The organism is Comamonas sp. A7-5 (genome assembly GCF_039581385.1).
In the GTDB taxonomy this organism is placed as follows: domain Bacteria; phylum Pseudomonadota; class Gammaproteobacteria; order Burkholderiales; family Burkholderiaceae_C; genus Comamonas; species Comamonas thiooxydans.
On the sequence record NZ_JBCPWO010000003.1, the window covers coordinates 234,882 to 260,961 of the forward strand.

Sequence of the window (26,080 nt, forward strand, 5' to 3'; positions counted from 1 at the left end):
GGCGCTACAGCGCCCCAAAAGGCCCCCTACTGTGCAGGCGCCAGGTTCCGCGCCGTGGCCAGCATGGTGGCGCACAGCAGCTCCCGGCCCGCCTTGCGAGAAAACACATCCGCCCTGGCCACCGTCAGCAGCTTGCTGGCCTGGATGACGCGGCCACGTGCCAGCAATGTCTCGCCATCGGCAGGAGCCAGGTATTTGATGCTGCAGTCGATCGTGGCATTGAGCCAGCCCGGCGGCAGCAGCGTCCCTGCCGCCGATACGGCGGCAAAGTCTGCGATGGCAAAGACCGGCGTTGCCTGCAACTGGCCGGGCCTGAAACTCAGACTTTCCTGGTAGGGCAGGCAGAGATCGACCTCGCCGGGCTCTATGCGTTCAAAGCGCAGTTGCAGCATCTGCGCCACCGGCATGGACAGCACCAGCGCCCTGATGTCTCGGGCAAAGTGTTCGTTCTGCGGTGTCATGACTTGCACCCCCTCCTGCCGGATGGACCGGCACCATTGCCGCCTCGCGCAGAGACGCGAGGAAATCCCGGTTTCGAGGCTGGCCGCTGCTCGCGCAGACGAAACCATTCCACATGGGAAACCAGGTGCTGACGCAGAGCGTTGCGCTTGGCGATTTCGGCATCGATCTCGGCAATGCGCTCCTCAAGCCTGCAGACGATCTGGCTGGCCGTCAGGGACTTGCAGCGGTAAGCCGGCAATACCTCGGCAATCTGCGCAAGTGAGAAGCCACATTGCCGCGACATGGCGATGAATCGCAGCTCGCGGATCACGCTGTCATCGAACTCGCGGTAGCCGGAAGGACGCCGGCTGGCGGCAATCAGGCCCAGACTCTCATAGTGGCGAATGGCGTGTACGGACACACCCGACAGGCTGGCAAGTTCCGATATCTGCATGGCGACAAGGCTAACAAGCCTGGGGTTACACGAAGGTTGGTGTCCGCCAGATGTTCACACAAATTGCCATCCGCACTGCGGCCATAAAAAAACGCACTGTGAATCCACAGTGCGTTCTTTGGGGAAAGACTTCCGGGGCGATCAGGCCGCAGCGACTTCCTTCTTGGCAGAGCGTGCCTGCATGAACTTGCCCAGTCCGACCACCAGCACAGCGCCCGCTGCAGCTGCAACATAGTGCAGCCAGGGGTGGGCCATGGTGTAGCCATGCAGCAGATTGTCGTTGACGATGGTCTCGCCGCCCACCCAGCCGATCAGCGCCGCGCCCAGCGTGACGATGACGGGGAAGCGTTCCATGAGCTTGATCATCAGCGTGGAGCCGAAGATCACCAGGGGAATGGAGATGGCCAGACCCAGGATCAGCAGCACCATATTGCCCTGGGCGGTAGCGGCCACGGCAATCACGTTGTCCAGGCTCATCACCAGGTCGGCAATCAGGATGGTGCGGATGGCGGTCATCATGGAGCCATGGCCCTTGGATTCGCCCTCGCCGTCTTCGTCGCCGGTCAGCAGCTGATAGCCGATCCACAGCAGCAGGCAGCCGCCCACAACCTGCAGGAAGGAGAGTTCCAGCAGCTTGGCAGCTACCACGGTCAGCACGATACGCAGCACCACGGCGGCGCCGGAGCCGAACATGATGGCTTTCTTTTGCTGTTCAGGGGGAAGAGAGCGCGCAGCCAGTGCGATGACCACGGCGTTGTCGCCGGAGAGAATGATGTTGATCCAGATGATCTTCACCAGGCCGATCCAGAAATCGGCGCTATTGAGAAATTCCATTTGTGACTCCACTGTTTTGAATATGAAAGCGCCGCATTGCGCGGCGCTTTCTTTTAAGAGTGGAGGCAGTGTAGGGCGCGAAGCCCATCTTGCCAGTTCGTAATACTGCGTAAATTCAACGCTGTATCACGAACTTTTGCACGAGCTTACTTCTTCAGCAGGCCTTGCAGCAGGCGACCCATTTCGGAAGGGTTGCGGGTGATGGTGAAGCCGCACTCTTCCATGATGGCCAGCTTGGCATCAGCAGTGTCGGCACCGCCGGAGATCAGGGCACCTGCGTGGCCCATGCGCTTGCCGGGAGGGGCAGTCACGCCAGCGATGAAGCCCACGATAGGCTTCTTCATGTTGGCCTTGCACCACTGGGCAGCTTCGGCTTCGTCGGGACCGCCGATTTCACCGATCATGATCACGGCATCGGTGTCGGGATCGTCGTTGAAAGCGCGCATCACGTCGATGTGCTTCAGACCGTTGATGGGGTCGCCACCGATACCGACGGCGGAGGACTGGCCAATGCCCAGTTCGCTCAGCTGAGCCACGGCTTCGTAAGTCAGCGTACCGGAACGGGACACCACGCCCACGCGGCCCTTCTTGTGGATGTGACCGGGCATGATGCCGATCTTGATTTCGTCAGGCGTGATCAGACCGGGGCAGTTGGGGCCCAGCAGCAGAGTCTTCTTGCCGCCGGCAGCTTCCTTGGCCTTCATCTTGTTGCGCACTTCCAGCATGTCGCGAACGGGGATGCCTTCGGTGATGCAGATGGCCAGGTCCAGATCGGCTTCAACTGCTTCCCAGATGGCAGCAGCAGCACCTGCGGGAGGCACGTAGATCACGGACACGGTAGCGCCGGTTTCCTTGGCAGCGTCCTTGACGGAACCAAAGATTGGGATGTCGAAAATCTTTTCGCCAGCCTTCTTGGGGTTCACGCCTGCCACGAAGCAGTTCTTGCCGTTCGCGTATTCCTGGCACTTTTCAGTGTGGAACTGACCGGTCTTACCAGTAATGCCCTGGGTGATGACCTTGGTGTCTTTGTTGATAAAGATCGACATGTTTCTATCTCCGGGGCGTATTACTTAACGGCAGCAACGATCTTGGTCGCTGCTTCAGCCATGGTGTCGGCAGCGATGATGGGCAGGCCGGAATCCTTGAGGATTTGCTTGCCCAGTTCTTCGTTGGTGCCCTTCATGCGCACGACCAGAGGCACGGACAGGTTCACGGCCTTGCAAGCAGTGACCACGCCGGTGGCGATGGTGTCGCACTTCATGATGCCGCCGAAGATATTGACCAGAATGCCCTTGACTTCGGGGTTCTTGAGCATGATCTTGAAGGCTTCGGTCACCTTCTCGGCCGTAGCGCCGCCGCCCACGTCCAGGAAGTTGGCTGGTTCGCCGCCGAACAGCTTGATGGTGTCCATGGTGGCCATGGCCAGACCGGCGCCGTTCACCAGGCAGCCGATGTTGCCGTCCAGGGAGATGTAGGCCAGATCGAACTTGGATGCTTCGATTTCGGCAGCGTCTTCTTCATCCAGATCGCGGAAAGCCACGATTTCGGGGTGACGGAACAGAGCGTTGGGGTCAAAGTTGAACTTGGCGTCCAGGGCCATCAGGTCGCCCTTGGAGTCGCAGTTCAGGGGGTTGATTTCCACCAGCGACGCGTCGGTGTCCATGTAGCACTTGTAGATCTTGGCGAACAGATCCACGGCCTGGTCCACGGACTTGCCTTCCAGACCGATGGCAGCTGCCACCTTGCGCGATTGCGCTTCGGTGATGCCGGTCAGGGGGTCGATCATCTCGGTGATGATCTTTTCGGGAGTGGAGTGAGCCACTTCCTCGATGTCCATGCCGCCTTCGCTGGAAGCGATCAGGGCAACCTTCTGTGTGGCGCGGTCGGTCACCAGCGACACATACAGTTCGTTCTTGATGTCGGCGCCGTCTTCGATGTACAGGCGGCGAACCTTCTGACCTTCGGGGCCGGTCTGGTGAGTCACCAGCTGCATGCCCAGGATCTGCTCGGACAGCTTTTGCACGTCCTCGATGGACTTGGCAACCTTCACGCCGCCGCCCTTGCCGCGGCCGCCAGCGTGAATCTGGGCCTTCACCACCCACACGGGTCCACCCAGCTTCTGGGCTGCTTCAACAGCCTCTTGCACGGTAAACGCAGGAATGCCACGGGGAACGGGCACACCAAATTGGCGCAAGATTTCCTTGCCTTGGTATTCATGAATCTTCATGACTTTGTCTCTCTGAACTGAGGGGAAATACCCGCTTGCCACCGACTCGGGGGAGCCTGGCCATCGGGTTCATATGACATGGCGAGCAGGAATGTACCATGCTGCACCGCGCAAAACGACACCTGAACATGCGCAAAATCCACAATTTCGCGCAACTTTGTCGTGTTCCGGAAACAGCTGCAATGCCTTGAATTCTTTAGGGAAATTATTCCTACACGATATCTTTTCTTCCCGCAACTTTCTTATGTCTTATATACGAGTCAAGGACATTGGGGCAGCGGCTGGCAATGTGCTGACAACTGCGAATAGCTGCTACGTCTACTGGGCCATTCGCGCGAGACTTGGCTCAAAGACAGGCAGTGCACATCCCTGACGAGATTCAAGGACAATTACCGCTCGGAAAGCGGCAATGGTGCCGCAGGCAGCGGCATAGAAACCAAGAAATGCGCGCGCCGGTGCAGGAGAAAATGCAATGGCAAAAGTCTTTATTGACGGAGAAGCAGGAACCACGGGTCTGCAGATCCGTGATCGTCTGGTCGATTTTGCAGGTGTGGAACTGGTCAGCATCGACCCCGCACTGCGCAAGGACCCGGCCGCCAAGCGCGCTCTGATTGCTGGTGTGGATCTGGTCATCCTCTGCCTGCATGACGATGCCGCCCGTGAAACCGCAGCCATGGTGGACTCCATCACCGCAGAGACAGGCCGCGCCATCAAGATCATCGACGCCTCCACTGCCCACCGCACGGCCGCAGGCTGGGTCTACGGCTTCCCCGAACTGCGCGCCGGCCAGCTCGACGCCGTGAAGAACGCCACCCGCGTCTCCAACCCCGGCTGCTACGCCACGGGCGCCATTGCCCTGCTGGCACCGCTGGTGGCTGCCGGCCTGATTCCCGCCGACTACCCCGTGAGCCTGCCCTCCGTGTCCGGCTACACCGGCGGCGGCCGCACCATGATCGAAGCCTATGAAGGCGGCGATGCCGCACCTTACGAGGCCTACGCGCTGGGCCTATCGCACAAGCACATTCCCGAAATCCTGCACTACACGGGCATGACCCGCCGCCCCGTGTTCATCCCCGCCGTGAGCAACTTTGCCCAGGGCATGCTGGTGCAGCTGCCGCTGCACCTGGACCTGCTGCCCGGCGCACCCAAGGCCGCCGACCTGCATGACGCACTGGCCAGCCACTACGCCAGGACCAATACGCCTGCCAACTGGGTCAGCGTGTTGCCGCCCACGGACGACAACAAGCTGGCCGCCGACACTCTGGCCAATACCAACAAGCTGGAGCTGCGCGTATTTGCCAACGAACAATACCGCCAGGCCGTGCTGATTGCCCGCCTGGACAATCTGGGCAAGGGTGCCAGCGGCGCTGCCGTGCAGAACCTGCAGATCATGCTCGGCCTGTAAGCCCTGCCCTGCTCCCGAAAAAACGGCCCTGGTGGCCGTTTTTTGCTTTCCATGTCCTGGCAAAAATCGAAAAAAGAAATTAATTTTTCATATTTTCATTTTTGAAATTTAAATTTCTTGTTTTGTCCAGACGGAAAAGCACCGGCTGTGCTTTGCGCAAGCCACTTCTATAGTCGCCCCATCTGAGCTGTACCTGCCAGAGCCTTTCCCGGCCTTGTGATGCCGGCCGCGCCTGACCCCGGCGCGGCGGCATCCGCGCAGGCAGCAGTGGATGCGCGGAGCTGCTACCCCTGCTCTCGTAGCCGTTCTCAGTCCCACTGTTGTACGAAAGCGAGGAAACCATGTCTTCCATCCCCGTCTCGGCGGCGCGCAGCGATGTCAGCACCGTGCAGGAGCGCGACATCACCTTTGGCCGCATCATCTGGCGGCTGATTCCGTTTCTCACCCTGATCTGGTTTCTGGCCTGGGTAGACCGTGTCAACGTCGGCTTTGCCAAGCTGACCATGATGAGCGACCTGCAATGGTCCGACGCCGTCTATGGCGCAGGGGCCGGCATCTTCTTCATCGGCTATTTCTTCTTTGAAGTCCCCAGCAATCTGCTGTTGCACAAGTTCGGGGCCAAGAAGACCATCATGCGCATCACCATAGGCTGGGGCGTGACCGGCATCCTCATGGCCTGGGTGCAGACGCCTTTGCAGTTCTATGTGCTGCGCTTCTTGATGGGTGCTTTCGAAGCCGGCCTGCAGCCCGGCGTGATTCTCTATCTGACCTACTGGTTGCCGGCGCACCGCCGCGGCAAGGCCCTGGCGTTCTTTGTCTCGGCGTCGGCCCTGTCGCTGATGCTGGGCAGCCCGATTGCCGCCTATCTGATGGAAACCTTCCACGGCGTGGCCAATCATGCGGGCTGGCAATGGCTGTTCATCATCGAAGGCATTCCGTCCGTTCTCGCGGGCATTGCTGCCTACTTTCTGCTCAGCGACACACCGGCCAAGGCCCCCTGGCTCAGCGCCCGTGAAAAACAGCATGTAGCCGAAGAGCTCAAGGCCGAGGAAGCCTCTTTGGGCCAACGCGAGCACAGCTTCTGGGCCTCCATGCGCAACCCTCGCGTGCTGATGCTGATCCTGATCTTCTTCTGCATCGTGGCCGGCAACTCCACGCTGGTGTTCTACGGACCCAGCATCGTCAAATCCGTGGGCATCACCGACCTCAAGACCTTGGGCTGGGTTATGTCCCTGATCTACGCCTGTGGCTGGATAGGCATGGTGGGCAACGGCTGGCTGTCCGATCGCAAAAAGGAAGTGCGCTGGCACACGGCGATTGCCGCTGCCATGGGCGCTGTCGGGCTGGTGCTGACGGCCTTGTTCCTGCAGCAGGGCAATGTGACGGGCGTCGTCGCGTCTCTGGCTCTGTCATCGCTGGGCACCATGGGCTCCATCCCCGTGTACTGGCAGATTCCCAACCGCTTCCTCTCGGCCACTGCCCTGGTTGTGGGCCTGGCGGTCATCAACTCTGCAGCCAATCTGGCCGGCTACTTCTCGCCGCAGTTGCTGGGTCTGCTCAAGTCCAGCAGCGGCTCGTATGCGCCAGGCCTGCTCATCATTGCTGCCGTGGAGTTCTGTGCCGCCATTCTGGTGCTGCTGTTCGTGAAGCGCGACAGCGCCGGGGTCGCCAAACAGCATCCATGACCCATAGGCCGCAGGCCAGATGCAATATGCGCAAGCAGTTCCACGACAGCGATGACAATATGCACGGCATGACCGTCAACGGCAGAGTGCCGGGCCGCGCATAGCGCAGCCCTCGCCCTTACCCTCCAAAGCCGCAGGTCTGCGGCTTTTTTCATATCTGCATTCATCAATTTCGCAGCAGCCTGCGCAGCATTTACAAGGTTTACATGGCAGTTATTGTGAATTTTTCAGATAGGACTGACGTTAACAGCTCCTGCTTCAGGAGCAGGAACGGCTGCGCATGAACGCAGCCGCCGCGCAAAAGGCCACGGCCATCGGCCTGATCGCCGTACTCTGCTGGAGTTGCACCGTGGGTCTGATGCGCGCCGTGGCCGAGCCGCTGGGCGCCGTCGGCGGCGCGGCCTGCCTCTACACCATGGCCGCCATCTGCATTGCCGCAGCACGCGGGCGCAAAGGCTGGCGCGAGCTGGCACGCTGGCGCAGCATGCACCCTGCCTACCTCTGGGGCTGCGGCCTGCTGTTCGTGGTCTATGAAATCTGCCTGTCCGTGGCCGTGGGCCTGGCCCACGACCGCAGCCAGGCCATGGAAATCGGGCTCATCAACTATCTCTGGCCCAGCCTCACCATCGTGCTGGCCGTGCTCTGCGGCCAGCAGGCGGCTCGCTGGTGGCTGTGGCCAGGCGTGCTGATCTGCCTGTGGGGTCTGGCGCGCGTGCTGGGCGGCGACAGCTTCAGCCTGCCGGTCATGTGGAGCCATGTGCTGGGCAACCCGCTGGCCTATGGCATGGGTTTTGCAGCCGCCCTGCTCTGGCCGGCCTACTCGCTGCTGGCGCGCCGCTATGGCGCCGGCTTCAACGCCGTGGGTCTGTTCGTGACCTGGACTGCCATCGCGCTGTGGCTCAAGTGGCTGATGCTGGGCGAGTCACAGCCCATGCTCTGGAGCTGGCTCACCGCCGGCCAGGTCTTGCTGGTCGGGGCGCTCACGGCACTGGGCTATAGCTGCTGGGAGCACGGCATCCAGCATGGCAAGCTGGCCCTGCTGGCTGCGGCGTCCTATTTCACACCCGTGCTCTCGGCGCTGATGGCCAGCGCACTGCTGCAGGTGCTGCCGGGCTGGAGCTTCTGGCAGGGCGTGGCACTGGTCACGCTGGGTTCGCTGGTCTGCTGGTGGGCTACGCGCAGCCACCGACATTGAGCCGGTGCCAGGCCGGCCGGGCGCTCAGGCGGTCAGCCAGATGCCCAGGCCGAGCACGACGGCATGGCCGGCCAGCAAAATCCACAACAGCGTCCAGGGCGGCTCGGTCAGGCCCTGCAGCATCTCCTCGATGCGAGCGCCCAGAAAAGCACGCAGCGCCGGGTCGTCCTTGCCGCCTTCGCTGCCCCACTGGGCACGTGTGCGCCCCCATTCCTCGAGCAGATCGGACAGTGGCAGGCGATTGAGCACGCTGCGCACCACGAACTGCACGGCACGCCCATTGCCCACCCAGGGCTGCAGATGCTCCATCGCCGCGCCCACGGTGAGCAGGTCGGCCGCCTTGTGCATGGCCTTGTGAGCGCTGGGCAGGGCCTCGATGCGCTGTGCCAGCATGGCAGCCAGGCGCTCGGCCAGGCCCTGGCCGTAGCGCGCCACCAGCTTGCCTGCCGCGCGGGCGCGGCCCAGCTGCAGACCGACCATGAGGTAGGCGGGGATGATGAAGATCAGCACCACGGCCACCAGCAGCGGCGGCGACATCAGCAGGCTGATCACGGCGCCGTAGATGCCGGTATGGGCCGAGGCATGAATGCCCTGGCCGGGATCGGCCATCAGGCGGGAAAAATAGAACACGGCCGCGCCGCAGCCCAGCACCAGGGCCAGCAAGGCACCCAGCATCAGGCCGCCCAGCAGCGATTTGCCGGCACTCAGGCCCACGCGCAGGGCGGATGGGGCGTCAGGGGGTTGCGAAGCAGTCAGCACGTGGGTCCCTCCGGTGTGAAAAGCTGTTCCCGCCGCAGGCGGGCGGGGACCGGGTGGCCGCCTCAGTCCTCGTCCTCGCTGTCGGGTGCAGGGGAGTATGGGGCATCGCGCAGCACGCGTGAAGCCACGCTGGACGAAAAGCCGCGCGAAGCCAGAAAGCGCAGCTGCCTGGCCTTTTCCTTGAGGTCGACGGGCACGCTGCCAAAACGCTTGCACCACAGCTCGCGCGCACGCTGCAGCTCGCTGCCGCGCAGTTGCTCGCCCGCCTGGCGCACGGTCTCGTCATCGAGCCCCTTGCTGCGCAGATCATGCACCAGACGCGCTGCGCCATAACGGCCGGCCTTGCTGCGCAGGACAGACTCGACCACCCGCTCCACGCTGATGAAGCCCCGCTGCTCCAGCTCGTCGAGCACGGCATTCAGATCGTCGCCCTCCTCCACATGGGCGGCCAGCTTGCGCTGCAGCTCCAGTCGCGAATGCTCGCGCTGCGCCAGCAGCTTGAGGGCGCGGCCCTTGAGTGAAAGTTTGGCAAAGCTCACGACGCATCTCCAGAAACAAAAAGGCGCAGGACGAACCTGCGCAAAGATGGCAAACCTTTTGAGCAATGAGGCCCGCACTCAAACACTGGCGCTCACCAAGCCAGGGACATCAAGCAGGGGCCGCGCCCGCAGCGAGGATGTCGCCCCCTTTCGCGAAAGGCGCATGGCGCCTCAGGGTGACTGAATCAACCTTCAATCACGCCGTCCTTGTCCACCTTGCCCTTGCCGCCCTTGGCAGGCTTGGCTTCGGCAGCCGCAGCACCGTCCACGGGCAGCAGCTTGATATCCAGGCTTTCGCGGACCTTGTTTTCGATCTCAATGGCCAGCGCGGGGTTCTCGCGCAGGAATTCACGCGAGTTGTCGCGGCCCTGGCCGATTTTTTCGCCGTTGTAGGCATACCAGGCACCGCTCTTTTCCAGAATCTTGGCGTTCACGCCCATGTCCAGAATCTCGCCTTCGCGGCTGATGCCTTCGCCAAACAGGATGTCGAACTCTGCCGTCTTGAAAGGGGGCGAGACCTTGTTCTTCACGACCTTGACCTTGGTTTCGTTGCCGATGGCCTCGTCACCCTTCTTGATGGTGCCGGTGCGGCGGATATCCAGACGCACGGAGGCATAGAACTTCAGCGCATTGCCGCCGGTGGTGGTCTCGGGCGAGCCGAACATCACGCCGATCTTCATGCGGATCTGGTTGATGAAGATGACCATGCAGTTGGTCTTCTTGATGGTGGCCGTCAGCTTGCGCAGGGCCTGGCTCATCAGACGGGCCTGCAGGCCGGGCAGGGCGTCGCCCATCTCGCCTTCGATTTCGGCCTTGGGCGTCAATGCGGCCACCGAGTCGATGACGATCAGGTCCACGGCACCCGAACGCACCAGACTGTCGCAGATCTCCAGCGCCTGCTCACCGGTGTCGGGCTGGCTGATCAGCACGTCGCTGAGGTTCACGCCCAGCTTCTGGGCGTAGCTGGTGTCCAGCGCATGTTCGGCGTCGATAAAGGCGCAGGTGCCGCCCTGCTTTTGCATCTCGGCAATGACCTGCAGCGTCAGCGTGGTCTTGCCCGAGGATTCGGGACCGTAGATTTCGATCACGCGGCCACGGGGCAGACCACCTACGCCCAGCGCGATGTCCAGACCCAGGGAGCCGGTGGAAACGACCTGAATGTCTTCGATGGCTTCACCTTCACCGAGCTTCATGATGGTGCCCTTGCCGAACTGCTTTTCGATCTGGGCCAGGGCTGCAGCCAGGGCTTTGGCTTTTTCGCTGTTGGCGTCGTTGGTCTTGGCGATGGCGTTCATATCAGGCTCCGAAGTAGGTGAATGACTGTCTGTGGCCAGTCCTGTTTTTGCATTCAGGCTGGATGCTTGAACAGTAGTTTAGATGCGGATACTGTAGATTTATTTAAATATTTAGTCAGTTTGCCTTACTATTTATTCATGTCAGAAATCGCCCCCGTCACCCCGCCCGCCGATGCCTGGCGCCAGACCCATCTGGGCCGTTTGCTGGGCCATGCCATGCGCCGCTTCGATGCGCGCGTGCTGCAGCTCATGGCGCGTGCAGTGGAGGTGCCGCTGGCGCTATCCAATCTGGCGGCGCGCGACAAGGTAGGAGCGGCCCATATCCACATCACGCGCCATCTGTCGCTGGCTGGCGACCGGCTCACCGATCTGGCCGACAAGGCCGGCATGACCAAGCAGGCCATGGCCGATCTGGTGGCGCAGTGCGAAGCCTGGGGCCTGGTCACGCGCGAGGCCGACCCGCATGATGCGCGCGCCAGGCGCGTGCGCTTCACCGATGCGGGTCTGGCCTGGCTGCAGGCTTTTCACGACGCCGTAAGCCAGGCCGAGGCCGAATTTCGCGAAGCCGTGGGCGCGGATGTGGCCACCGTGGTCGCGCTGGGCCTGGAAGCCTATGCCGAAGGCTACTGAGATTCTGTATTGACGCCTTCTTGACGCCTATGAGCGGCTGTCGAGAATTGCCCCGAACGGCCATGAGCCATCCCTACAATGGCAGCAAAAGTGCAAACAGGCACACATAACAAGCAGGAGACACACATGCGCATACTGATTGCCGAAGACGACCAGGTGCTGGCGGATGGCCTGCTGCGCACGCTGCGCAGCTCGGGCGCCGTCGTCAGCCATGTGGCTAACGGCAGCGAGGCCGATACCGCCTTGCTGACCAGCAGCGAATTCGATTTGCTGATTCTCGATCTGGGCCTGCCAAAGGTGCACGGCCTGGAAGTGCTCAAGCGCCTGCGCGGGCGCGGCGATGCGCTGCCGGTGCTGATTCTCACGGCCGCCGATTCGATCGAAGAGCGCGTACAGGGCCTGGACTATGGTGCCGACGACTACATGGCCAAGCCGTTTGCGCTGTCCGAGCTGGAAGCGCGCGTGCGCGCCCTCACGCGTCGCGGCATGGGCGGCGCCAGCTCCACCATCAAGCATGGCCCGCTGGTCTATGACCAGACCGGCCGGGTCGCCACCATAGACGGCAAGATGGTGGAGCTGTCGGCGCGCGAGCTGGGCCTGCTAGAGGTGCTGCTGCAACGCGCAGGCCGCCTGGTCAGCAAGGACCAGCTGGTGGAGCGCCTGTGCGAATGGGGCGAGGAGGTGAGCAACAATGCCATCGAGGTCTATATCCACCGCCTGCGCAAGAAAATCGAGAAAGGCCCGATCCGCATCGCCACCGTGCGCGGCCTCGGTTACTGCCTGGAAAAGATAGCCCCCCCCTGAGCGGCTTTGCCTAGGCGGCCCCCGCCGCTTCCCCCCGAGGGGGACGATGGCCTTTGCTGCGGGGCGGCCCTTGCTGGCCATCCCTGAGTTGGAATACGCCAGTTTTACAAGCATGAAAATTTTTCAGCGTGAGCAGCGATCCCTCTTTGGCGAGATCCTCGACTGGATGCTCACGCCGCTGCTGCTGCTCTGGCCCGTGAGCCTGGCGCTGACCTGGCTGGTGGCCCAGGGCCTGGCCAACAAGCCCTTCGATCGCGCGCTGGAGTACAACGCCCAGGCCCTGGCTCAGCTGGTCATCGTGCAGCGCGGCAAGGTGCAGTTCAATCTGCCTCAGTCGGCCAGCGAGATCCTGCGCGCCGATGAATCGGACACGGTGTTCTTCCAGGTCAGCGGCACCAGGGGCGAATATCTGGCCGGCGAGCGCGACCTGCCGCGCCCGCCCTCCGTCGACGAGGACACGCCCACCGGCTCGGTGCTGCTGCGCGATGAGGAATACAAGGGCATTGACCTGCGCGTGGCCTATATCTGGGTGCGCATGCCGCTGCCCGGCGAGCCCAACGCCCTGGTGCAAGTCGCGGAAACACGCGAAAAGCGCAGCGTGCTGGCCACGGAAATCATCAAGGGCGTGATGCTACCGCAGTTCGTCATCCTGCCGCTGGCCGCCCTGCTGGTCTGGCTGGCGCTGGCACGCGGCATCAAGCCGCTGCACCGGCTGGAGGAGCGCATCCGCGCGCGCAAGCCCGAGGATCTCTCGCCCATCAATCACAAGGATGTGCCGCTGGAGGTGGTGCCGCTGGTCGATTCGGTCAACGATCTGCTGCAGCGCCTGCATGACTCCATCGCCACGCAAAAACGTTTTCTGGCCGACGCGGCCCACCAGCTCAAGACCCCGCTGGCGGGCCTGCGCATGCAGGCCGACCTGGCCCAGCGCGAGGGCACGAATACCGAAGACCTGAAGCGCTCGCTGGCACAGATCGGCCGCTCAAGCATGCGTGCCACCCATACTGTCAACCAGCTGCTGGCACTGGCACGGGCCGAGAGCGCCGTGCCCGCCATGCAGGGCTGCAACCTCGTGCGCATCGTCACCGACGTGGTGCAGGACTGCCTGCCGCGCGCCATGGACAAGCACATAGACCTGGGCTACGAGGGTGCCAGCTCCAGCACGCCCGGTGTCTGGCTCAACGGCAATGCCACGCTGCTGGCCGAGCTGGTGCGCAATCTGGTGGACAACGCCATCAACTACACGCCATCGACCAGCGAGCAGCCAGGCGTGGTCACCGTGCGCGTGCAGGCCGATCATTTCGGCCAGATCCTGCTGCTGCAGGTCGAGGATTCAGGCCCCGGCGTGCCGCTGGGCGAGCGCGAACTGATCTTCCAGCCCTTTTACCGGGCGCTGGGCTCCGAAGCCGACGGCTCCGGTCTGGGCCTGCCCATCGTCATGGAAATCGCCCGTCAGCACGGAGCGCAAGTGCTGCTGCAGGATGCCAGGCCCGGTCATACCCCGCCGGGGGCGCTGTTTACCGTGCGCTTCAAGGCCATGCCCGGACAGCAGTGAAGCGCAACCTAAAAATGCACCAATTCGGTGCCTCCCAAGGCTGAGAAGCCGCGCCAGGCTTGGCTTTGCGCCCGTTTGCCCCGATGCGAATATCGGAAACTGCGTATTTGGCAAGTTCTCGCTTACCCTAGAATCAATTCGATCATGGGTTGTCTGAAGAGTCGCTATTTGCGCTCTGCAAGACAGCAATTTGGAATCACTGGATCCTGGGAGCTTTTTGATGCAACGACGTCAATTCATCTACACCGCCGCTGCTGCCGCAGCCGCTTCTTCTTTCTCCGGCATGAGCATGGCGCAGGACACATCGCGTCCTATGCGCATCGTCGTGCCCTTCCCCGCTGGCGGCCCCACCGACATGGTGCCCCGCAATATGCAGGACGTGCTGATCAAGCTGCTGGGCGGCCAGGCCGTGGTGATTGAAAACAAGGCCGGCGCCGGCGGCTCCATCGGCATGGCAGAAGTGGCTCGCGCCACCGATGGCGTGACTTTCGGTATTGCCACCCTGTCCACCCATGGTGTGAACCCCGCCGTGTTCAAGAAGCTGCCTTACGACGCGATCAACGACTTCGTGGGCGTGACCGAGATCGTCAAGGCCCCCGGCGTGCTGGTGATCAACCCCAAGCTGATTCCCGTGAAGACTTTTGCCGAGTTTGTGGCCTACCTCAAGGCCAACCCCGGCAAGGTGTCCTATGCCACCCCCGGCAACGGCACCATCGGCCATATGTGGGGCGCCCAGTTCCTCAAGAGCACGGGCACCGAAATGCACCACATCCCCTACCGTGGCTCGGCTCCTGCCATCAACGACGTGCTGGGCAACCAGGTTCCCGTGTACTTCGACCAGGTGAACTCTTCGCTGCCCCATATTAAGTCGGGCAAGGTGCGCGCCCTGGCCGTGTCCTGGCATGAACGCCTGGACGTGCTGCCCGATGTGCAGACCTATGCGCAGGCCGGTCACCCCGATCTGAACGAGCCTTCCTGGTTCGGCCTGGTGGCCCCCAAGAACACGCCCGCCGCACAAGTGGAACGTGTGCAAAAAGCCATCATTGCCGCACTCAAGGACCCCGCAGTCAAGCAGCGCATGGCTGCTCAAGGCCTGTACCCCTCGGGCACATCGAGCGCCGACTTCACCAAGCAGATCGCCAGCGAAGTGGCCAAGATGAAGAAGCTGGCCGCTGTCGCCAATATTCATCTGGACTAAAAACAGGAGCTGGTTGCGCTTGTCGCAACTGGTTTTCCAATACAAAAGGCCTGCAAATGCAGGCCTTTCTTGCGACAGCAGCTACGAAAATTACTTGGCGCAAGCCTGCAAGGCCTTGGGCACCAGATTCTTGCCGGCCAGCGCCGCCACTTCGTTGCGCAAGGTCGGTGTGGCCTTGGGCAGACGCAGCGCATAGGTCGTCACATCGGGACGCTCCTGCACCACGCGCGCGGTGCGCACGCCCTGGCGCGCGAAAGTGGCCAGCTGGCGCTGGGCGGCTTCTTCCGTCGAGAAACGCCCCAGCGACAGACCGGGCTCGAAGCTGCCGCCGGCGCGGTCGAAGTCGATATTCATCAGGCGCAACTCGCCGCGCTTGCGGTCCATGAATTCGGCGTCCGGGAACTTGCCCATATAGACCATCCAGCGCCCGCCCTGATGGCTGGCCACCAGCTCCCAATCGCTCTTGGACTTGCCCGCCAGCGCACGTCGGATGCTGTCGGCCTGCGCCTCTTCGATGCCGTTGGCCTGATAGCAGGCCTCGGGCTCCTTAATGGCGGTCTTGGCATCCTTTGCGTCCTTGGCGTCCTTGGTTTCCCTGGCCGCGACGGTTGCAGCTTCGGGCTTGCCATCCGACTTGCTTTCGGGAGCTGCGGGCGGCGCGCTGTCGTCCACCGCAGGCGCTTCGGGCTCCACAGTCTTTGCCGGTTCAACGGCCGGAGCTTGCGCCGCTTCGGGCTGCTGCAGCACCAGGGCATCCGGCCTGATCTGCTCCTGAAGGCGCTGCGGCTCGGACTGCAACTCCGGCGCCAGCCCCATGCCGGCCAGATAGCCGTGGCTCCACATGTAGTAACCCGCGTTGCCCAGCAGCAAGAGCAGGAAAACGATTCTCAGCATAGGTTTCTCACATCAGTTATCCATGGGCTGCAGCCGCTCGCGGGCAGCCGAGCAAGGGCCTGGGCGACCCCGCAGCGAGGGCTGCGTCCTTCTCCCCTGGCGCGCAGCGCGTAGAGAGAGGAGGAAGGCGCAAAGCGCCTCAGGAGGTGCTTCATTTCAAGCCTGCAGCGGGCTGCCAGCCGGACGCACGCTGATTTCGGAACTGGTCACGGCTTGCAGCCCGGTCGCTGTACGCACCAGAAAACCGCCATCGGCAGCCACACCCTGAGCCATGCCGCTCGTGCCGTCGCTCAGATTCACCTCGCGTCCGGCCAGCAGGTCGCGCTGGGCAAAGCGCTGCATCAGCGGAGCAAAGCCATGCCGGGCAAAGCTCTGCACCTCGGCCACCAGGTTGGGCAATATGCAGGCCAGGGCCGTGGGCGCATCCAGTGCGGCATCGAGCTCCTGCAGGCAGGCCGGGGCCGTGCGCATGCCGTCACCGGGACGGGGACGCACATTGATGCCGATACCGATCACCACATAGCGCGGTGCCGTCATATCGTGCTGCTGGCCGCCGACAAAGCTGGCGGTCTCGATCAGAATGCCGGCCAGCTTGCGGTCGCCCTCCAGCCACAGATCGTTGGGCCATTTGATGCCGATCTTGGGCGCCGCCCCCGCTGCGGGAAGCTGGGGCTGCAGGCTCTCGGCCACGCTCACGCCCACCGCCAATGACAGCCCCGACCAGTCGCGCGGTGCCAGCGGCAGGCCCAGCGAGAACATCAGCGAATCACCGACGCCGCTGACCCAGTTGCGGCCCAGGCGGCCTCGGCCCTGGGTCTGCTGCTCTGCAATCAGCAGCACCGGATCCGTCAGCCCGTCGCGCGCGCGGCGCATGAGTTCGGTATTTGAGGAGTCGATGGTCGGCAGCACCTCGACCGTAAAGCCCGGCAACTGCGGTGCAATGGCTTCCCACAAGGCTTCGGCATTCCAGTGAATCGGCTGAGTCATTTTTTCTTTATCCAAAATTTCTATGCAGCGAGCACGCCTTGAACAAGCATGTTCCAACTCAGAGACGCCGAGCAAGAGCCGCCTCGCGGCGATGGCGTCGTCCCCCTCCCGCATTGCGAAGCAACGCGAGAGAGGGGGAAGCGGCAAAGCCGCTCAGGGGGTGCCGTGAGGCATCGGCGGTTTCCAGCCCCTTTTCGGCGCCAGCATGGTGCCGCGGCAGTTCGCAGCGCCGCAGTAGCAGGCATATTCAGCCTTGAGCTTGGCCGTATAACGCTCCTCCACCATCAGGCCATAGTCGTAGTTCAGTTCTTCGCCCGCTGCAATATTGCGCAGCGCCACGATATAGACACGACCGTCGATCTCGTCGGTGTAGCAGTTGGGCGCACAGCTGTGGTTGATCCAGCGCGAGGAATTGCCCTTGTGCGTGGCATCTATCACCCGCTCATCGTCGACCTGAAAGTAAAAAGTGTGATTGGGCTGGCTGGGATCATGCGGATGACGGTCCTGCGCCTCCTGCCAGTCAATCACTTCACCCACGTACTCAATAATGGTTTCGCCTTCCGCAATATCCTGCGCGGCGAAAACGCCTTTGCCATGAACGCCGGAGCGCCGGGTCTGGATGCGGCGGCCCGTTGAAGAGGCCAGTGATGTGCGGGGCATGTTTTCTCTGATACTTTGAATATGCACACATGTGCGCATGCGCGCGCGTGAGAAGCGAATTGTATGAGCCTGAGTTTGGATTCGGGTTCAGGTGGTTAATGACGACGAGAACACACAATGACTAAAACCCTGGTGATTGCAGAGAAGCCTTCTGTCGCACAGGACATCGTCCGTGCGCTGACCCCGGTGGCAGGCAAGTTCGAAAAACACGATGACTATTTCGAATCCGACAGCTATGTGGTGACCAGTGCGGTCGGCCACCTGGTGGAGATTCAGGCGCCCGAAGAATTCGACGTCAAGCGCGGCAAATGGAGTTTTGCCAATCTTCCGGTCATCCCCCCGCGCTTCGACCTCAAGCCCGTGGACAAGACCAAGACCCGCCTGAACGCCGTGGTCAAGCAGGCCAAGCGCAAGGATGTGACCGAACTCATCAACGCCTGTGACGCGGGCCGCGAGGGTGAGCTGATCTTCCGCCTGATCGAGCAATACGCAGGCGGCGCCAAAGGGGGTCTGGGCAAACCCGTCAAGCGCCTGTGGCTGCAGTCCATGACGCCTCAAGCGATTCGTGACGGCTTCAACAACCTGCGCAGCGACCAGCAGATGCAAGGCCTGGCCAGCGCCGCGCGCAGCCGCTCCGAAGCCGACTGGCTGGTGGGCATCAACGGCACGCGCGCCATGACGGCCTTCAACTCGCGCGACGGCGGCTTCTTCCTGACCACTGTGGGTCGCGTGCAGACGCCCACCCTGTCCCTGGTGGTGGAGCGCGAGGAAAAGATCCGCAAATTCGTCAGCCGCGACTACTGGGAAGTGCACGGCACTTTCGACGCCCAGGCCGGCCAGTACCTGGGCAAGTGGTTCAACCCGCAGTGGAAGAAATCGGACGATGCCGAGGCCAAGGCCGACCGCCTGTGGAACAAGGCCGACGCCGAAGCGATTGCCGCCGCCGTGCAGGGCAAGCCTGCCCAGGTGACGGAAGAGAGCAAGCCCACCACGCAGGCCTCGCCCCTGCTGTTCGACCTGACCAGCCTGCAGCGCGAGGCCAACGGCAAGTTCGGCTTCTCGGCCAAGACCACGCTGGCGCTGGCGCAAAGCCTGTACGAACGCCACAAGGCCCTGACTTACCCGCGTACCGACTCGCGTGCCCTGCCCGAGGACTATCTGCCGGTTGCCAAGCAGACCTTCGACATGCTGGCCACCAGCGGCATGCGCCATCTGGCGCCCTTTGCCCAGCAGGCCATCAACGACAACTACATCCGCCCCACCAAGCGCGTTTTCGACAACAGCAAGGTGTCGGATCACTTTGCCATCATCCCGACCACGCAGGCCCCTTCGGGCCTGTCGGAAGCCGAACAGAAGCTGTACGACCTGGTCGTGCGCCGCTTCATGGCCGTGTTCTTCCCCAGCGCCGAATACCAGGTCACCACACGCATCAGCAAGGTGGAACAGCACAGCTTCAAGACCGAGGGCAAGGTGCTGGTCAAACCGGGCTGGCTGGCCATCTACGGCAAGGAAGCCGCCAACGAGGTGGAGGACGCCAAGGAAGGCGACAAGGGCCAGCCCCTGGTGGCCGTGCAGCCCGGCGAGCAGCCGCGCACCCACCACGCCGATGTCAAGGGCCTCAAGACCAAGCCGCCGGCACGCTACTCCGAAGCCACGCTGCTGGGTGCCATGGAAAGCGCCGGCAAGCAGATCGACGACGACGAGCTGCGTGAAGCCATGCAGGAAAAAGGCCTGGGCACGCCAGCCACGCGCGCGGCCATCATCGAAGGCCTGCTGACGGAAAAGTACATGCTGCGCGAAGGCCGCGAGTTGATCCCCACGGCCAAGGCCTTCCAGCTGATGACACTGCTGCGCGGTCTGGAAGTCGAGGAGCTGTGCCGCGCCGACCTGACCGGCGAATGGGAATTCAAGCTGTCGCAGATGGAAAAAGGCCAGCTCTCGCGCGAAGCCTTCATGCAGCAGATCCAGGCCATGACCGAGAAGCTGGTCAAGAAGGCCAAGGAATACGACCGCGACACCATTCCCGGCGACTACGCGACGCTTTCCACGCCCTGCCCCAACTGCGGCGGCGTGGTCAAGGAAAACTACCGCCGCTACGCCTGCACGGGTGCCAATGGCGCCAGCGAAGGCTGCGGCTTCTCGTTCACCAAATCCCCTGCCGGCCGCACCTTCGAGACGGCCGAGGCCGAGCAGCTGCTGCGCGAGCGCCGCATCGGCCCGCTGGAAGGCTTCCGCTCCAAGGCCGGCTGGCCGTTCGTGGCCGAAGTCGCCATCGTGCGTGACGAGGAAAACAGCAACTTCAAGCTGGAATTCGACTTCGGCGACGACAAGGACTCCGAGGACACGGGCGAGATCGTGGACTTTGCCCACCAGCAAAGCCTGGGCCCCTGTCCCAAGTGCGGCTCGCCCGTCTTCGAGCATGGCGCCAACTATGTCTGCTCCAAGGCCGTTCCCACGCTGGCCCAGACCACGCCCAGCTGCGACTTCAAGAGCGGCCAGATCATCCTGCAGCAGCCCATCGAACGCGAGCAGATGAGCAAGCTGCTGCAGACCGGCAAGACCGATCTGCTGGAGAAGTTCGTCTCCAACCGCACGCGCCGCAACTTCAAGGCCTTCCTGGTCTGGGATGGTGCTGCGGGCAAGGTGAACTTCGAGTTCGAGCAGCGCGAAGGCAAATACCCGGCACGCAAGACTGCCGGCGCAGCGGCGGCCAAAACCACGACGGCTGCCGCCAAGAAGACAGGCACGGCGGCCAAGAAGACCGCCGCCAAGACAGCGACCAAGACCGCTGCGGTGAAGAAGCCCCGCACCGTGAGCGCCACGCTCAAGCCCAGCGCAGACCTGGCCGCCGTGATCGGCAGCGAACCCACCTCGCGCCCCGACGTGATCAAAAAGCTCTGGGACTACATCAAGGCCAACGGCCTGCAGGACGCCAAGGACAAGCGCGCCATCAACGCCGACGCCAAGCTCAAGCCGGTGTTCGGCAAGGAGCAGATCAGCATGTTCGAGCTGGCCGGCATTGTGGGCAAGCATGTGAGCTGATCGCCAGCCCTGCCGCAATGACCAACCAAGACCGCCGCGGCTTGCCGCTGGCGGTCTTTTTCATTTCAGGCAGCGCAGCGCAGGGCGTTCAGATAACCGGATATGGCCATGTTGGCGCGCTGGCGCAGCAAGTCCAGATCCGGCGGTGCATCGGCAGCCAGATAGCTGTGATTGAACAGGCCGTACAGAATGCACTGGCTCACCCGCGCAGCATCGCGCACCGGGTAGTCCGGGGGCAAATCGACGGCCTGCTCTATGGCTGCGGCCCAGGCATCCACAAATCGTTCGAACATCTTGCGGTAGGCCTCGGAAGTGGAGTAGTGGCGCTCCAGCAGATAGTGGGCACCCCATTCATCTGCCCGCTCGCGGTGCGCCTGCAGCTGTGACTCGATCACCGCCTCGGCAATCTGCATCAGCGGCTGGCCCGAATGACTGCCGGTCACGCCGCGAATGCCCAGCAGCAGCGACTTGGAGCGCAGATGCAGGCAGACCTTGGCCAGGTCTTCCTTGCCCGAGAAGTACTCGTAGAAGCTGCCCAGCCCGGTGCCCGCCACCAGGACGATCTCGCGCACGGTGATTTCCGCGTAACTGCGCTCAAGCAAAAGCCGAACAAAGGCGTCCTGCAGGGCCTGAAACGTCTGCCGCGCGCGGGACTGCAAAGGGCGGCGACGCCCTGCTGTCGCGGTCGAAGGAGTGCGTGGTTTCATGCTGGCCAAATCCGAACACCTTTTTTGCACGGTTTCCTAGAATTTTTGACAGGTACCTCGATGCCATTGTGCATTGCGGCCTGGTGAATAAAAAATTCTTATGAGAGGACGGAGACAAGCATGCACCCTCGTATTTCCACTCCCCTGGCGGCAGTGGCTCTGGCCTTCGCATCACTCGTTCATGCGCAGCCGGCCACGGTGGTGAAAATTGCCTCGCTGGATGCCATGAGCGGCCCCATGGCGGGATTGGGCCTGAATATACTCAAGAGCTTCCAGTACAGCGCCAAGCTTGCCAACGAGCAAAGCTGGGCCGGTGCCGTGAAGTTCGAGGTCGTGCCCTTCGACAACCGCCTCTCCGCACAGGAGGCGCTGAGCCTGCTTCAGTCCATCATCGGGCAGAACATCCGCTATGTGGTGCAGGGTGCCAGTTCCTCCGCAGTGGGCCTGGCACTGCAGGAAGCCATCGAAAAGCACAACAGCCGCAACCCCGGCAAGGAAATCATCTACCTGAACTATGCGGCCCAGGCGCCACAGATGACCAATGCCAGGTGCAGCTACTGGCACTTTCGCACCGATGCGAATTCGGACATGAAGGTGGCTGCGCTGACCTCGTACCTGGCCGGGCAAAAGCAGGTGAAGCAGGTCTTTCTGCTCAACCCCAACTATGCCTATGGCCAGGAAGTCTCGCGCGCCGCACGCAGCATGCTGGCGGCCAAGCGTCCGGACCTGAAGATCGTGGGCGATGACTTCCACCCGCTGGGTCAGGTCAAGGATTACTCCCCCTATATCGCCAAGATCAAGCAATCCGGGGCCGATGCCGTCATCACTGCGGACTTCGGTGCAGACCTGGCACTGATCGTGCGGGCCGCACGCGAGGCGGGCCTGAGCACGGACTTCTACACCCTCAACGGCAACAACTTCGGCGTGCCCAGCGCCATGGGGGCAGCAGGGCAAGGCCGGGTCAAGCTGATCTCGGCCTTCAGCCCCAACTCTGAGCCGCTGGCAAGCAGCCCGCTGCTGCCGGGCTTCAAGCGCCAGTTCAGCGAGGACTTCATCAACGGCCTGGGCCACAACGCCATGCTGATGCTGGCCCAGGCCATGCGCGAGGCCAAGTCCGTGGAACCTGCCGCCGTGGCGGCCAGGATGTCGGGCATGCGCTTCGAGGGCGTCAACGGCCCCGTGGAAATGCGCAAGAGCGATCACCAGGCCCAGCAACCCATCCATGTGCTGAGCTGGGAACAAGTGGACGGCAAGACCGTGGTGCATGGCCAGGAAGGAACAGGCCTGGGATGGAAGCCCGTGAGCACGGTTTCCGCACAGGCGGCCAGCCTGGACACCAGCTGCAAGATGAAGCGGCCATCCTGAACCCGCACCCTGGCGGCCCCTGACCGCCAGTTGCGCATGACATAGAAATCACAAAGCCCTGCGCCCTGCTGCGGGCAGGGCCACATAGCAAGGAAGAGACATCATGACTGGCATCCACCCCCATAACCAGGCTCCGGAGCTCAAGGACTACAACGTCTACACCAGCGATCCGGTGCTGCAGCGTGCCGTGACACGCGGCGGCGCACAGTGGCGCGACCCGGAGCTGCAACGCCAGGGCGCGGAATACGGCGCCGAAGCCACGCTGCGCGCCGCAGAAGAAGCCAATCACTTCGAGCCCGAGCTGCACACGCATTCGCCCTCGGGCGACCGTATCGACCAGGTGCGCTTTCACCCTGCATGGCACCAGATGATGACGATTGCACGGCGCAACGGCATCTCCAACCTGCCCTTCACCGACAAGCGGCAGACGGCCTGGGCCGCCTATGGCGCATCGCTGTTCATGCACAGCCAGATCGAGTCCGGCTCAACCTGCCCGACGACCATGACCAAGGCCAGCATTCCGCTGGTGCGCATCAACCCGCAACTCAATGCGGTGCTGGGGCCGCTGCTGGAATCCACCGATTACGACGCGCGCGACATCCCCGCCGAGGGCAAGCGTTCCATCACCGTGGGCATGGGCATGACGGAGCGCCAGGGCGGCAGCGATGTGCGCAGCAACACCACGCGTGCCGTGGCCCTGAACCCATCGGGCAGCAGCGGCCCCTGGGGCGAGGAATACCTGATCACCGGCCACAAGTGGTTCTTCTCGGCCCCCATGTGTGACGGGCATCTGGTGCTGGCCAAGACCGAGGAGCGCGGCCCCACCTGCTTTTTCGTGCCACGCTGGCGACCCGACGGCAGCAAGAACGCCATTCATATCCAGCGCCTCAAGGACAAGGTGGGCAACCGCTCCAACAGCAGCAGCGAAGTGGAGTTCGACAACGCCTGGGGCGTGCTCATAGGCCAGGAAGGCCGGGGCATTTCCACCATCATCGAAATGGCCACCTACACCCGCCTGGACTGTGCGCTGTCCAGTGCAGGCTTCATGCGCCAGGCTCTGGTGCAGGCCCTGCACTACACGCACAACCGCCATGCCTTCGGCCTGCCCCTTGTAGAGCAGCCGGTGATGACCGGCCTGCTGGCCGATATGGCATTGGAATCCGAAGCCGCCACCTGGCTGGCCATGGATCTGGCCGCACGCTTTGGCTCCGAAGACCCTCTGGATCAGGCCTGGCGCCGCATCGTCACTCCTGCCGCCAAGTTCTGGAACTGCAAGCGTGCCGTGGGCTACACAGGCGAAGCCATGGAAGTCTTCGGCGGCAACGGCTATGTGGAGACCGGCCCCATGGGGCGCTTGTTCCGCGAAGCACCCGTCAACTCCATCTGGGAGGGGTCGGGCAACGTCATGTGCCTGGATGTGCTGCGCGCCATTGCCCGCAATCCGGACGACGCCCATCTGCTGCTGGACCATTTGCGTGAAGTCGGTTCGGAGGAAGCCGTGCTGCGTGCGCAGGTGGACAAGCTGCGCCAGGCCGTCACCCTGCCCCCGCAGGAGTTGGAGCGCGAGGCTCGCCGCTTCACCCAGCGCCTGGCCACCACGGTGCAGGCCACGCTGATGCTGCAGCATGCGGGCAGCGACAGTGCCTCGGCCTTCATCGGCAGCCGCTTCGACCCGGACTGGGGCCCGGTGGCAGGTGTTGCCTGCGGCAGCAGCGACCCAGCCGCCCTGCTGCGCAATGCCTGGACTGGCTGAGGAGGACGCCAGCAATGATGAATTTCATTTCCCTGCTCGACCAGCAGGCACGCACGCGCCCCGAAAAACTGGCGCTGCGCGCCGACGGCCAGGACTGGAGCTATGCCGCGCTGGCGCAGGCCGGCCGCCGAGCCGCCACCGTGCTTTATGAGCAAGGCGTGCGCCAGGGCGACAAGGTAGGCCTGCTGTGCTTCAACACCCCGGGCTTTGTGTTTGCGCTGCTTGGCGCCTGGCGGCTGGGCGCGGTCGTCGTGCCCATCAACCACAAGCTGCAGGCCCCGGAGGTCAGCTACATACTGCGCCATTCGGGTGTCCGCCTATGCCTTGTGGATGGTGCGCGCGCTTCGCTGATCACCGCCATCCAGGCCGAACCACAGCCGCTGGCCGACATGCAGTGGCTGAGCACAGCTTCTGCCGCCGAAGACCTGGACTGCTTCGATGAGCTGCTGGCGCAGGCTGCGCCCTGCGGCGACGAGCATGGCCGACCTGCGCCACACGCTCTGGCCGAGATTCTCTACACCTCCGGCACCACGGGCCAGCCCAAGGGCTGCCTGCACAGCCATGCCAATGTCTTCCATGCCGCCCTGTGTGCAGCGGCGGCCACCTCGCTGGCGCCCACGGAGCGCACGCTGATCGCCATGCCCATCTGGCACTCGTCGCCGCTGAACAACTGGTTCCTGGGCACCTTGCTCATGGGCGGCACCGCCGTGCTGATGCGCGAATATGCGCCCAGGGAGTTTCTGGAAACGCTGGCGCAGGAACGCATCAGCTTCACCTTCGGCGCACCGATTGCCTTTCTGGCTCCGCTGTCCGTGGTGCCCGATGTGGCCAGCTACGACTTCAGCGCCATGCGATTGTGGGCCTACGGCGGTGGCCCTCTGGGCGCGGACATGGCACGCAAGCTGGCTCAGGTCTATCGCAGCGACCGCTTCATGCAGGTCTATGGCATGACCGAATCAGGCCCTCTGGGCACCGTGCTCTACCCCGAAGAAGCCGTGGCCAAGGCAGGCTCCATAGGTCGCTGCGCCATACCCGGCGTTGAACTGGAAGTGCGCCGTCAGGACGGCAGCCTGTGCGGCCCCGGCGAAGTGGGCGAGATCTGCCTGCGCTCTGCGGCCATGATGCAAGGCTATCTGGACAACCGCGAGGCCACGGCCGCCGTGCTGGACGACCAGGGCTGGTATCGCAGCGGCGACCTGGCGCGCGTGGACGAGGACGGCTATCTCTACATCGTGGACAGACTCAAGGACATGATCGTCACCGGCGGCGAGAACGTCTACTCCAAGGAAGTGGAAGACGTGCTCTGCACCCACCCCGATGTGCAGGATGTGGCCGTCATCGGCCGCCCTCATCCCGAATGGGGCGAGACCGTGGTGGCAGTGCTGACCCTCAAGCCCGGCAAGACGCCGGACCATGAGGATCTGCGCCAGTTCATGGAGACCAGGCTGGCTCGCTACAAGATTCCGCGCATCTTCGAAATCCGTGACGCGCTGCCACGCACCGCGACCGGCAAGCTGCTCAAGCACATGCTGCGCGGCAGCACGACCAGCCACTGAGGTCAAAGGCAGGCGGCGCTTTTCGTCGGGCCGACGATGCATGCGCCGCAGCTGGGTAACACGGATGACATGGACGGGTCTTTGCAATCCGCTAT

The 26,080-nt window shown here is 63.0% G+C and carries 23 protein-coding genes; 11 read left to right on the forward strand and 12 right to left on the reverse strand.

Annotated elements, in window-relative coordinates; all coding sequences use genetic code 11:
* Positions 1 to 26 precede the first annotated feature (26 nt).
* From AAIL67_RS06645 to sucC, 5 genes are all read right to left on the reverse strand, one after another.
* The gene (locus AAIL67_RS06645; protein ID WP_034351060.1) at positions 27 to 461 is read right to left on the reverse strand and encodes a PaaI family thioesterase; all 435 of its coding nucleotides are present in this window, start codon (positions 459 to 461) and stop codon (positions 27 to 29) included.
* Complete coding sequence (locus AAIL67_RS06650; protein ID WP_224649340.1) at positions 458 to 895, reverse strand: MerR family transcriptional regulator; 438 nt, start codon at positions 893 to 895, stop codon at positions 458 to 460. Before AAIL67_RS06650 ends, AAIL67_RS06645 begins: the two co-directional genes overlap by 4 nt.
* Before the next feature lie 141 nt (positions 896 to 1,036).
* Positions 1,037 to 1,729: a TerC family protein gene (locus AAIL67_RS06655; RefSeq protein WP_343483628.1), complete on the reverse strand. Its 693-nt coding sequence runs from the start codon at positions 1,727 to 1,729 to the stop codon at positions 1,037 to 1,039.
* A 146-nt stretch (positions 1,730 to 1,875) separates the two neighbouring features.
* Positions 1,876 to 2,775 carry a succinate--CoA ligase subunit alpha gene (sucD, locus tag AAIL67_RS06660; RefSeq protein ID WP_003060065.1) on the reverse strand — a complete coding sequence of 300 codons (900 nt, stop codon included), beginning with the start codon at positions 2,773 to 2,775 and terminating at the stop codon, positions 1,876 to 1,878.
* 20 nt (positions 2,776 to 2,795) lie between these two features.
* Positions 2,796 to 3,956 (reverse strand): ADP-forming succinate--CoA ligase subunit beta, encoded by a 1,161-nt coding sequence (sucC, locus tag AAIL67_RS06665; RefSeq protein ID WP_003064741.1) that lies wholly within the window; start codon positions 3,954 to 3,956, stop codon positions 2,796 to 2,798.
* A 472-nt stretch (positions 3,957 to 4,428) separates the two neighbouring features.
* Here sucC and argC point away from each other — a divergent pair, with 472 nt between their 5' ends.
* The 3 genes from argC to yddG all read left to right on the forward strand — a co-directional run bounded on the left by argC (position 4,429) and on the right by yddG (position 8,241).
* Positions 4,429 to 5,361 carry an N-acetyl-gamma-glutamyl-phosphate reductase gene (gene argC, locus AAIL67_RS06670; RefSeq protein WP_343483629.1) on the forward strand — a complete coding sequence of 311 codons (933 nt, stop codon included), beginning with the start codon at positions 4,429 to 4,431 and terminating at the stop codon, positions 5,359 to 5,361.
* 341 nt (positions 5,362 to 5,702) lie between these two features.
* Positions 5,703 to 7,046: an MFS transporter gene (locus tag AAIL67_RS06675; RefSeq protein ID WP_003064745.1), complete on the forward strand. Its 1,344-nt coding sequence runs from the start codon at positions 5,703 to 5,705 to the stop codon at positions 7,044 to 7,046.
* A gap of 280 nt (positions 7,047 to 7,326) precedes the next feature.
* A complete protein-coding gene (gene yddG, locus AAIL67_RS06680) occupies positions 7,327 to 8,241 on the forward strand; it encodes an aromatic amino acid DMT transporter YddG (RefSeq protein WP_034351073.1) in 915 nt (304 codons plus the stop codon).
* Positions 8,242 to 8,265: 24 nt separating this feature from the next.
* Here the strand turns inward: yddG and AAIL67_RS06685 are convergent, their stop codons facing one another.
* The 3 genes from AAIL67_RS06685 to recA all read right to left on the reverse strand — a co-directional run bounded on the left by AAIL67_RS06685 (position 8,266) and on the right by recA (position 10,834).
* Positions 8,266 to 9,000 (reverse strand): hypothetical protein, encoded by a 735-nt coding sequence (locus AAIL67_RS06685; protein WP_063662457.1) that lies wholly within the window; start codon positions 8,998 to 9,000, stop codon positions 8,266 to 8,268.
* A gap of 62 nt (positions 9,001 to 9,062) precedes the next feature.
* Positions 9,063 to 9,539 carry a recombination regulator RecX gene (gene recX, locus AAIL67_RS06690; RefSeq protein WP_034351075.1) on the reverse strand — a complete coding sequence of 159 codons (477 nt, stop codon included), beginning with the start codon at positions 9,537 to 9,539 and terminating at the stop codon, positions 9,063 to 9,065.
* Positions 9,540 to 9,724: 185 nt separating this feature from the next.
* Positions 9,725 to 10,834: a recombinase RecA gene (gene recA / locus AAIL67_RS06695; RefSeq protein WP_343483630.1), complete on the reverse strand. Its 1,110-nt coding sequence runs from the start codon at positions 10,832 to 10,834 to the stop codon at positions 9,725 to 9,727.
* Between the two features lie 138 nt (positions 10,835 to 10,972).
* On the opposite strand from recA, the gene AAIL67_RS06700 reads away from it, so the two are divergent.
* From AAIL67_RS06700 to AAIL67_RS06715, 4 genes are all read left to right on the forward strand, one after another.
* A complete protein-coding gene (locus AAIL67_RS06700; RefSeq protein ID WP_012840368.1) occupies positions 10,973 to 11,464 on the forward strand; it encodes a MarR family transcriptional regulator in 492 nt (163 codons plus the stop codon).
* A 126-nt stretch (positions 11,465 to 11,590) separates the two neighbouring features.
* Positions 11,591 to 12,268, forward strand: a complete 678-nt coding sequence (locus AAIL67_RS06705; protein ID WP_003064757.1) for a response regulator transcription factor — start codon at positions 11,591 to 11,593, stop codon at positions 12,266 to 12,268.
* A 112-nt stretch (positions 12,269 to 12,380) separates the two neighbouring features.
* Positions 12,381 to 13,823, forward strand: a complete 1,443-nt coding sequence (locus AAIL67_RS06710) for a sensor histidine kinase N-terminal domain-containing protein (protein ID WP_343483631.1) — start codon at positions 12,381 to 12,383, stop codon at positions 13,821 to 13,823.
* Positions 13,824 to 14,043: 220 nt separating this feature from the next.
* Entirely contained in the window at positions 14,044 to 15,021 is a 978-nt protein-coding gene (locus AAIL67_RS06715; protein ID WP_253233003.1) for a tripartite tricarboxylate transporter substrate binding protein BugE, read from the forward strand.
* 90 nt (positions 15,022 to 15,111) lie between these two features.
* Here the strand turns inward: AAIL67_RS06715 and AAIL67_RS06720 are convergent, their stop codons facing one another.
* The 3 genes from AAIL67_RS06720 to AAIL67_RS06730 form a co-directional block, all read right to left on the reverse strand.
* On the reverse strand, positions 15,112 to 15,915 hold the full coding sequence (locus tag AAIL67_RS06720) for an SPOR domain-containing protein (RefSeq protein ID WP_343483632.1): 804 nt from the start codon (positions 15,913 to 15,915) through the stop codon (positions 15,112 to 15,114).
* 156 nt (positions 15,916 to 16,071) lie between these two features.
* Positions 16,072 to 16,902 carry a biotin--[acetyl-CoA-carboxylase] ligase gene (locus AAIL67_RS06725; protein WP_003064764.1) on the reverse strand — a complete coding sequence of 277 codons (831 nt, stop codon included), beginning with the start codon at positions 16,900 to 16,902 and terminating at the stop codon, positions 16,072 to 16,074.
* A gap of 153 nt (positions 16,903 to 17,055) precedes the next feature.
* On the reverse strand, positions 17,056 to 17,562 hold the full coding sequence (locus AAIL67_RS06730; protein WP_034351085.1) for an SET domain-containing protein-lysine N-methyltransferase: 507 nt from the start codon (positions 17,560 to 17,562) through the stop codon (positions 17,056 to 17,058).
* 117 nt (positions 17,563 to 17,679) lie between these two features.
* On the opposite strand from AAIL67_RS06730, the gene AAIL67_RS06735 reads away from it, so the two are divergent.
* A complete protein-coding gene (locus tag AAIL67_RS06735; RefSeq protein ID WP_253233004.1) occupies positions 17,680 to 20,604 on the forward strand; it encodes a DNA topoisomerase III in 2,925 nt (974 codons plus the stop codon).
* A 65-nt stretch (positions 20,605 to 20,669) separates the two neighbouring features.
* Here AAIL67_RS06735 and AAIL67_RS06740 read toward each other — a convergent pair whose 3' ends face one another.
* Positions 20,670 to 21,263: a TetR/AcrR family transcriptional regulator gene (locus tag AAIL67_RS06740; RefSeq protein WP_341679478.1), complete on the reverse strand. Its 594-nt coding sequence runs from the start codon at positions 21,261 to 21,263 to the stop codon at positions 20,670 to 20,672.
* 168 nt (positions 21,264 to 21,431) lie between these two features.
* Here AAIL67_RS06740 and AAIL67_RS06745 point away from each other — a divergent pair, with 168 nt between their 5' ends.
* The 3 genes from AAIL67_RS06745 (at position 21,432) to AAIL67_RS06755 (ending at position 25,985) form a co-directional block, all read left to right on the forward strand.
* Positions 21,432 to 22,676 (forward strand): branched-chain amino acid ABC transporter substrate-binding protein, encoded by a 1,245-nt coding sequence (locus tag AAIL67_RS06745; protein WP_343483633.1) that lies wholly within the window; start codon positions 21,432 to 21,434, stop codon positions 22,674 to 22,676.
* Positions 22,677 to 22,779: 103 nt separating this feature from the next.
* Positions 22,780 to 24,429, forward strand: coding sequence for an acyl-CoA dehydrogenase family protein (locus AAIL67_RS06750; protein ID WP_343483634.1), 1,650 nt, complete (start codon positions 22,780 to 22,782; stop codon positions 24,427 to 24,429).
* Between the two features lie 14 nt (positions 24,430 to 24,443).
* The gene (locus tag AAIL67_RS06755; protein WP_343483635.1) at positions 24,444 to 25,985 is read left to right on the forward strand and encodes an AMP-binding protein; all 1,542 of its coding nucleotides are present in this window, start codon (positions 24,444 to 24,446) and stop codon (positions 25,983 to 25,985) included.
* The last annotated feature ends 95 nt before the right edge of the window (positions 25,986 to 26,080 follow it).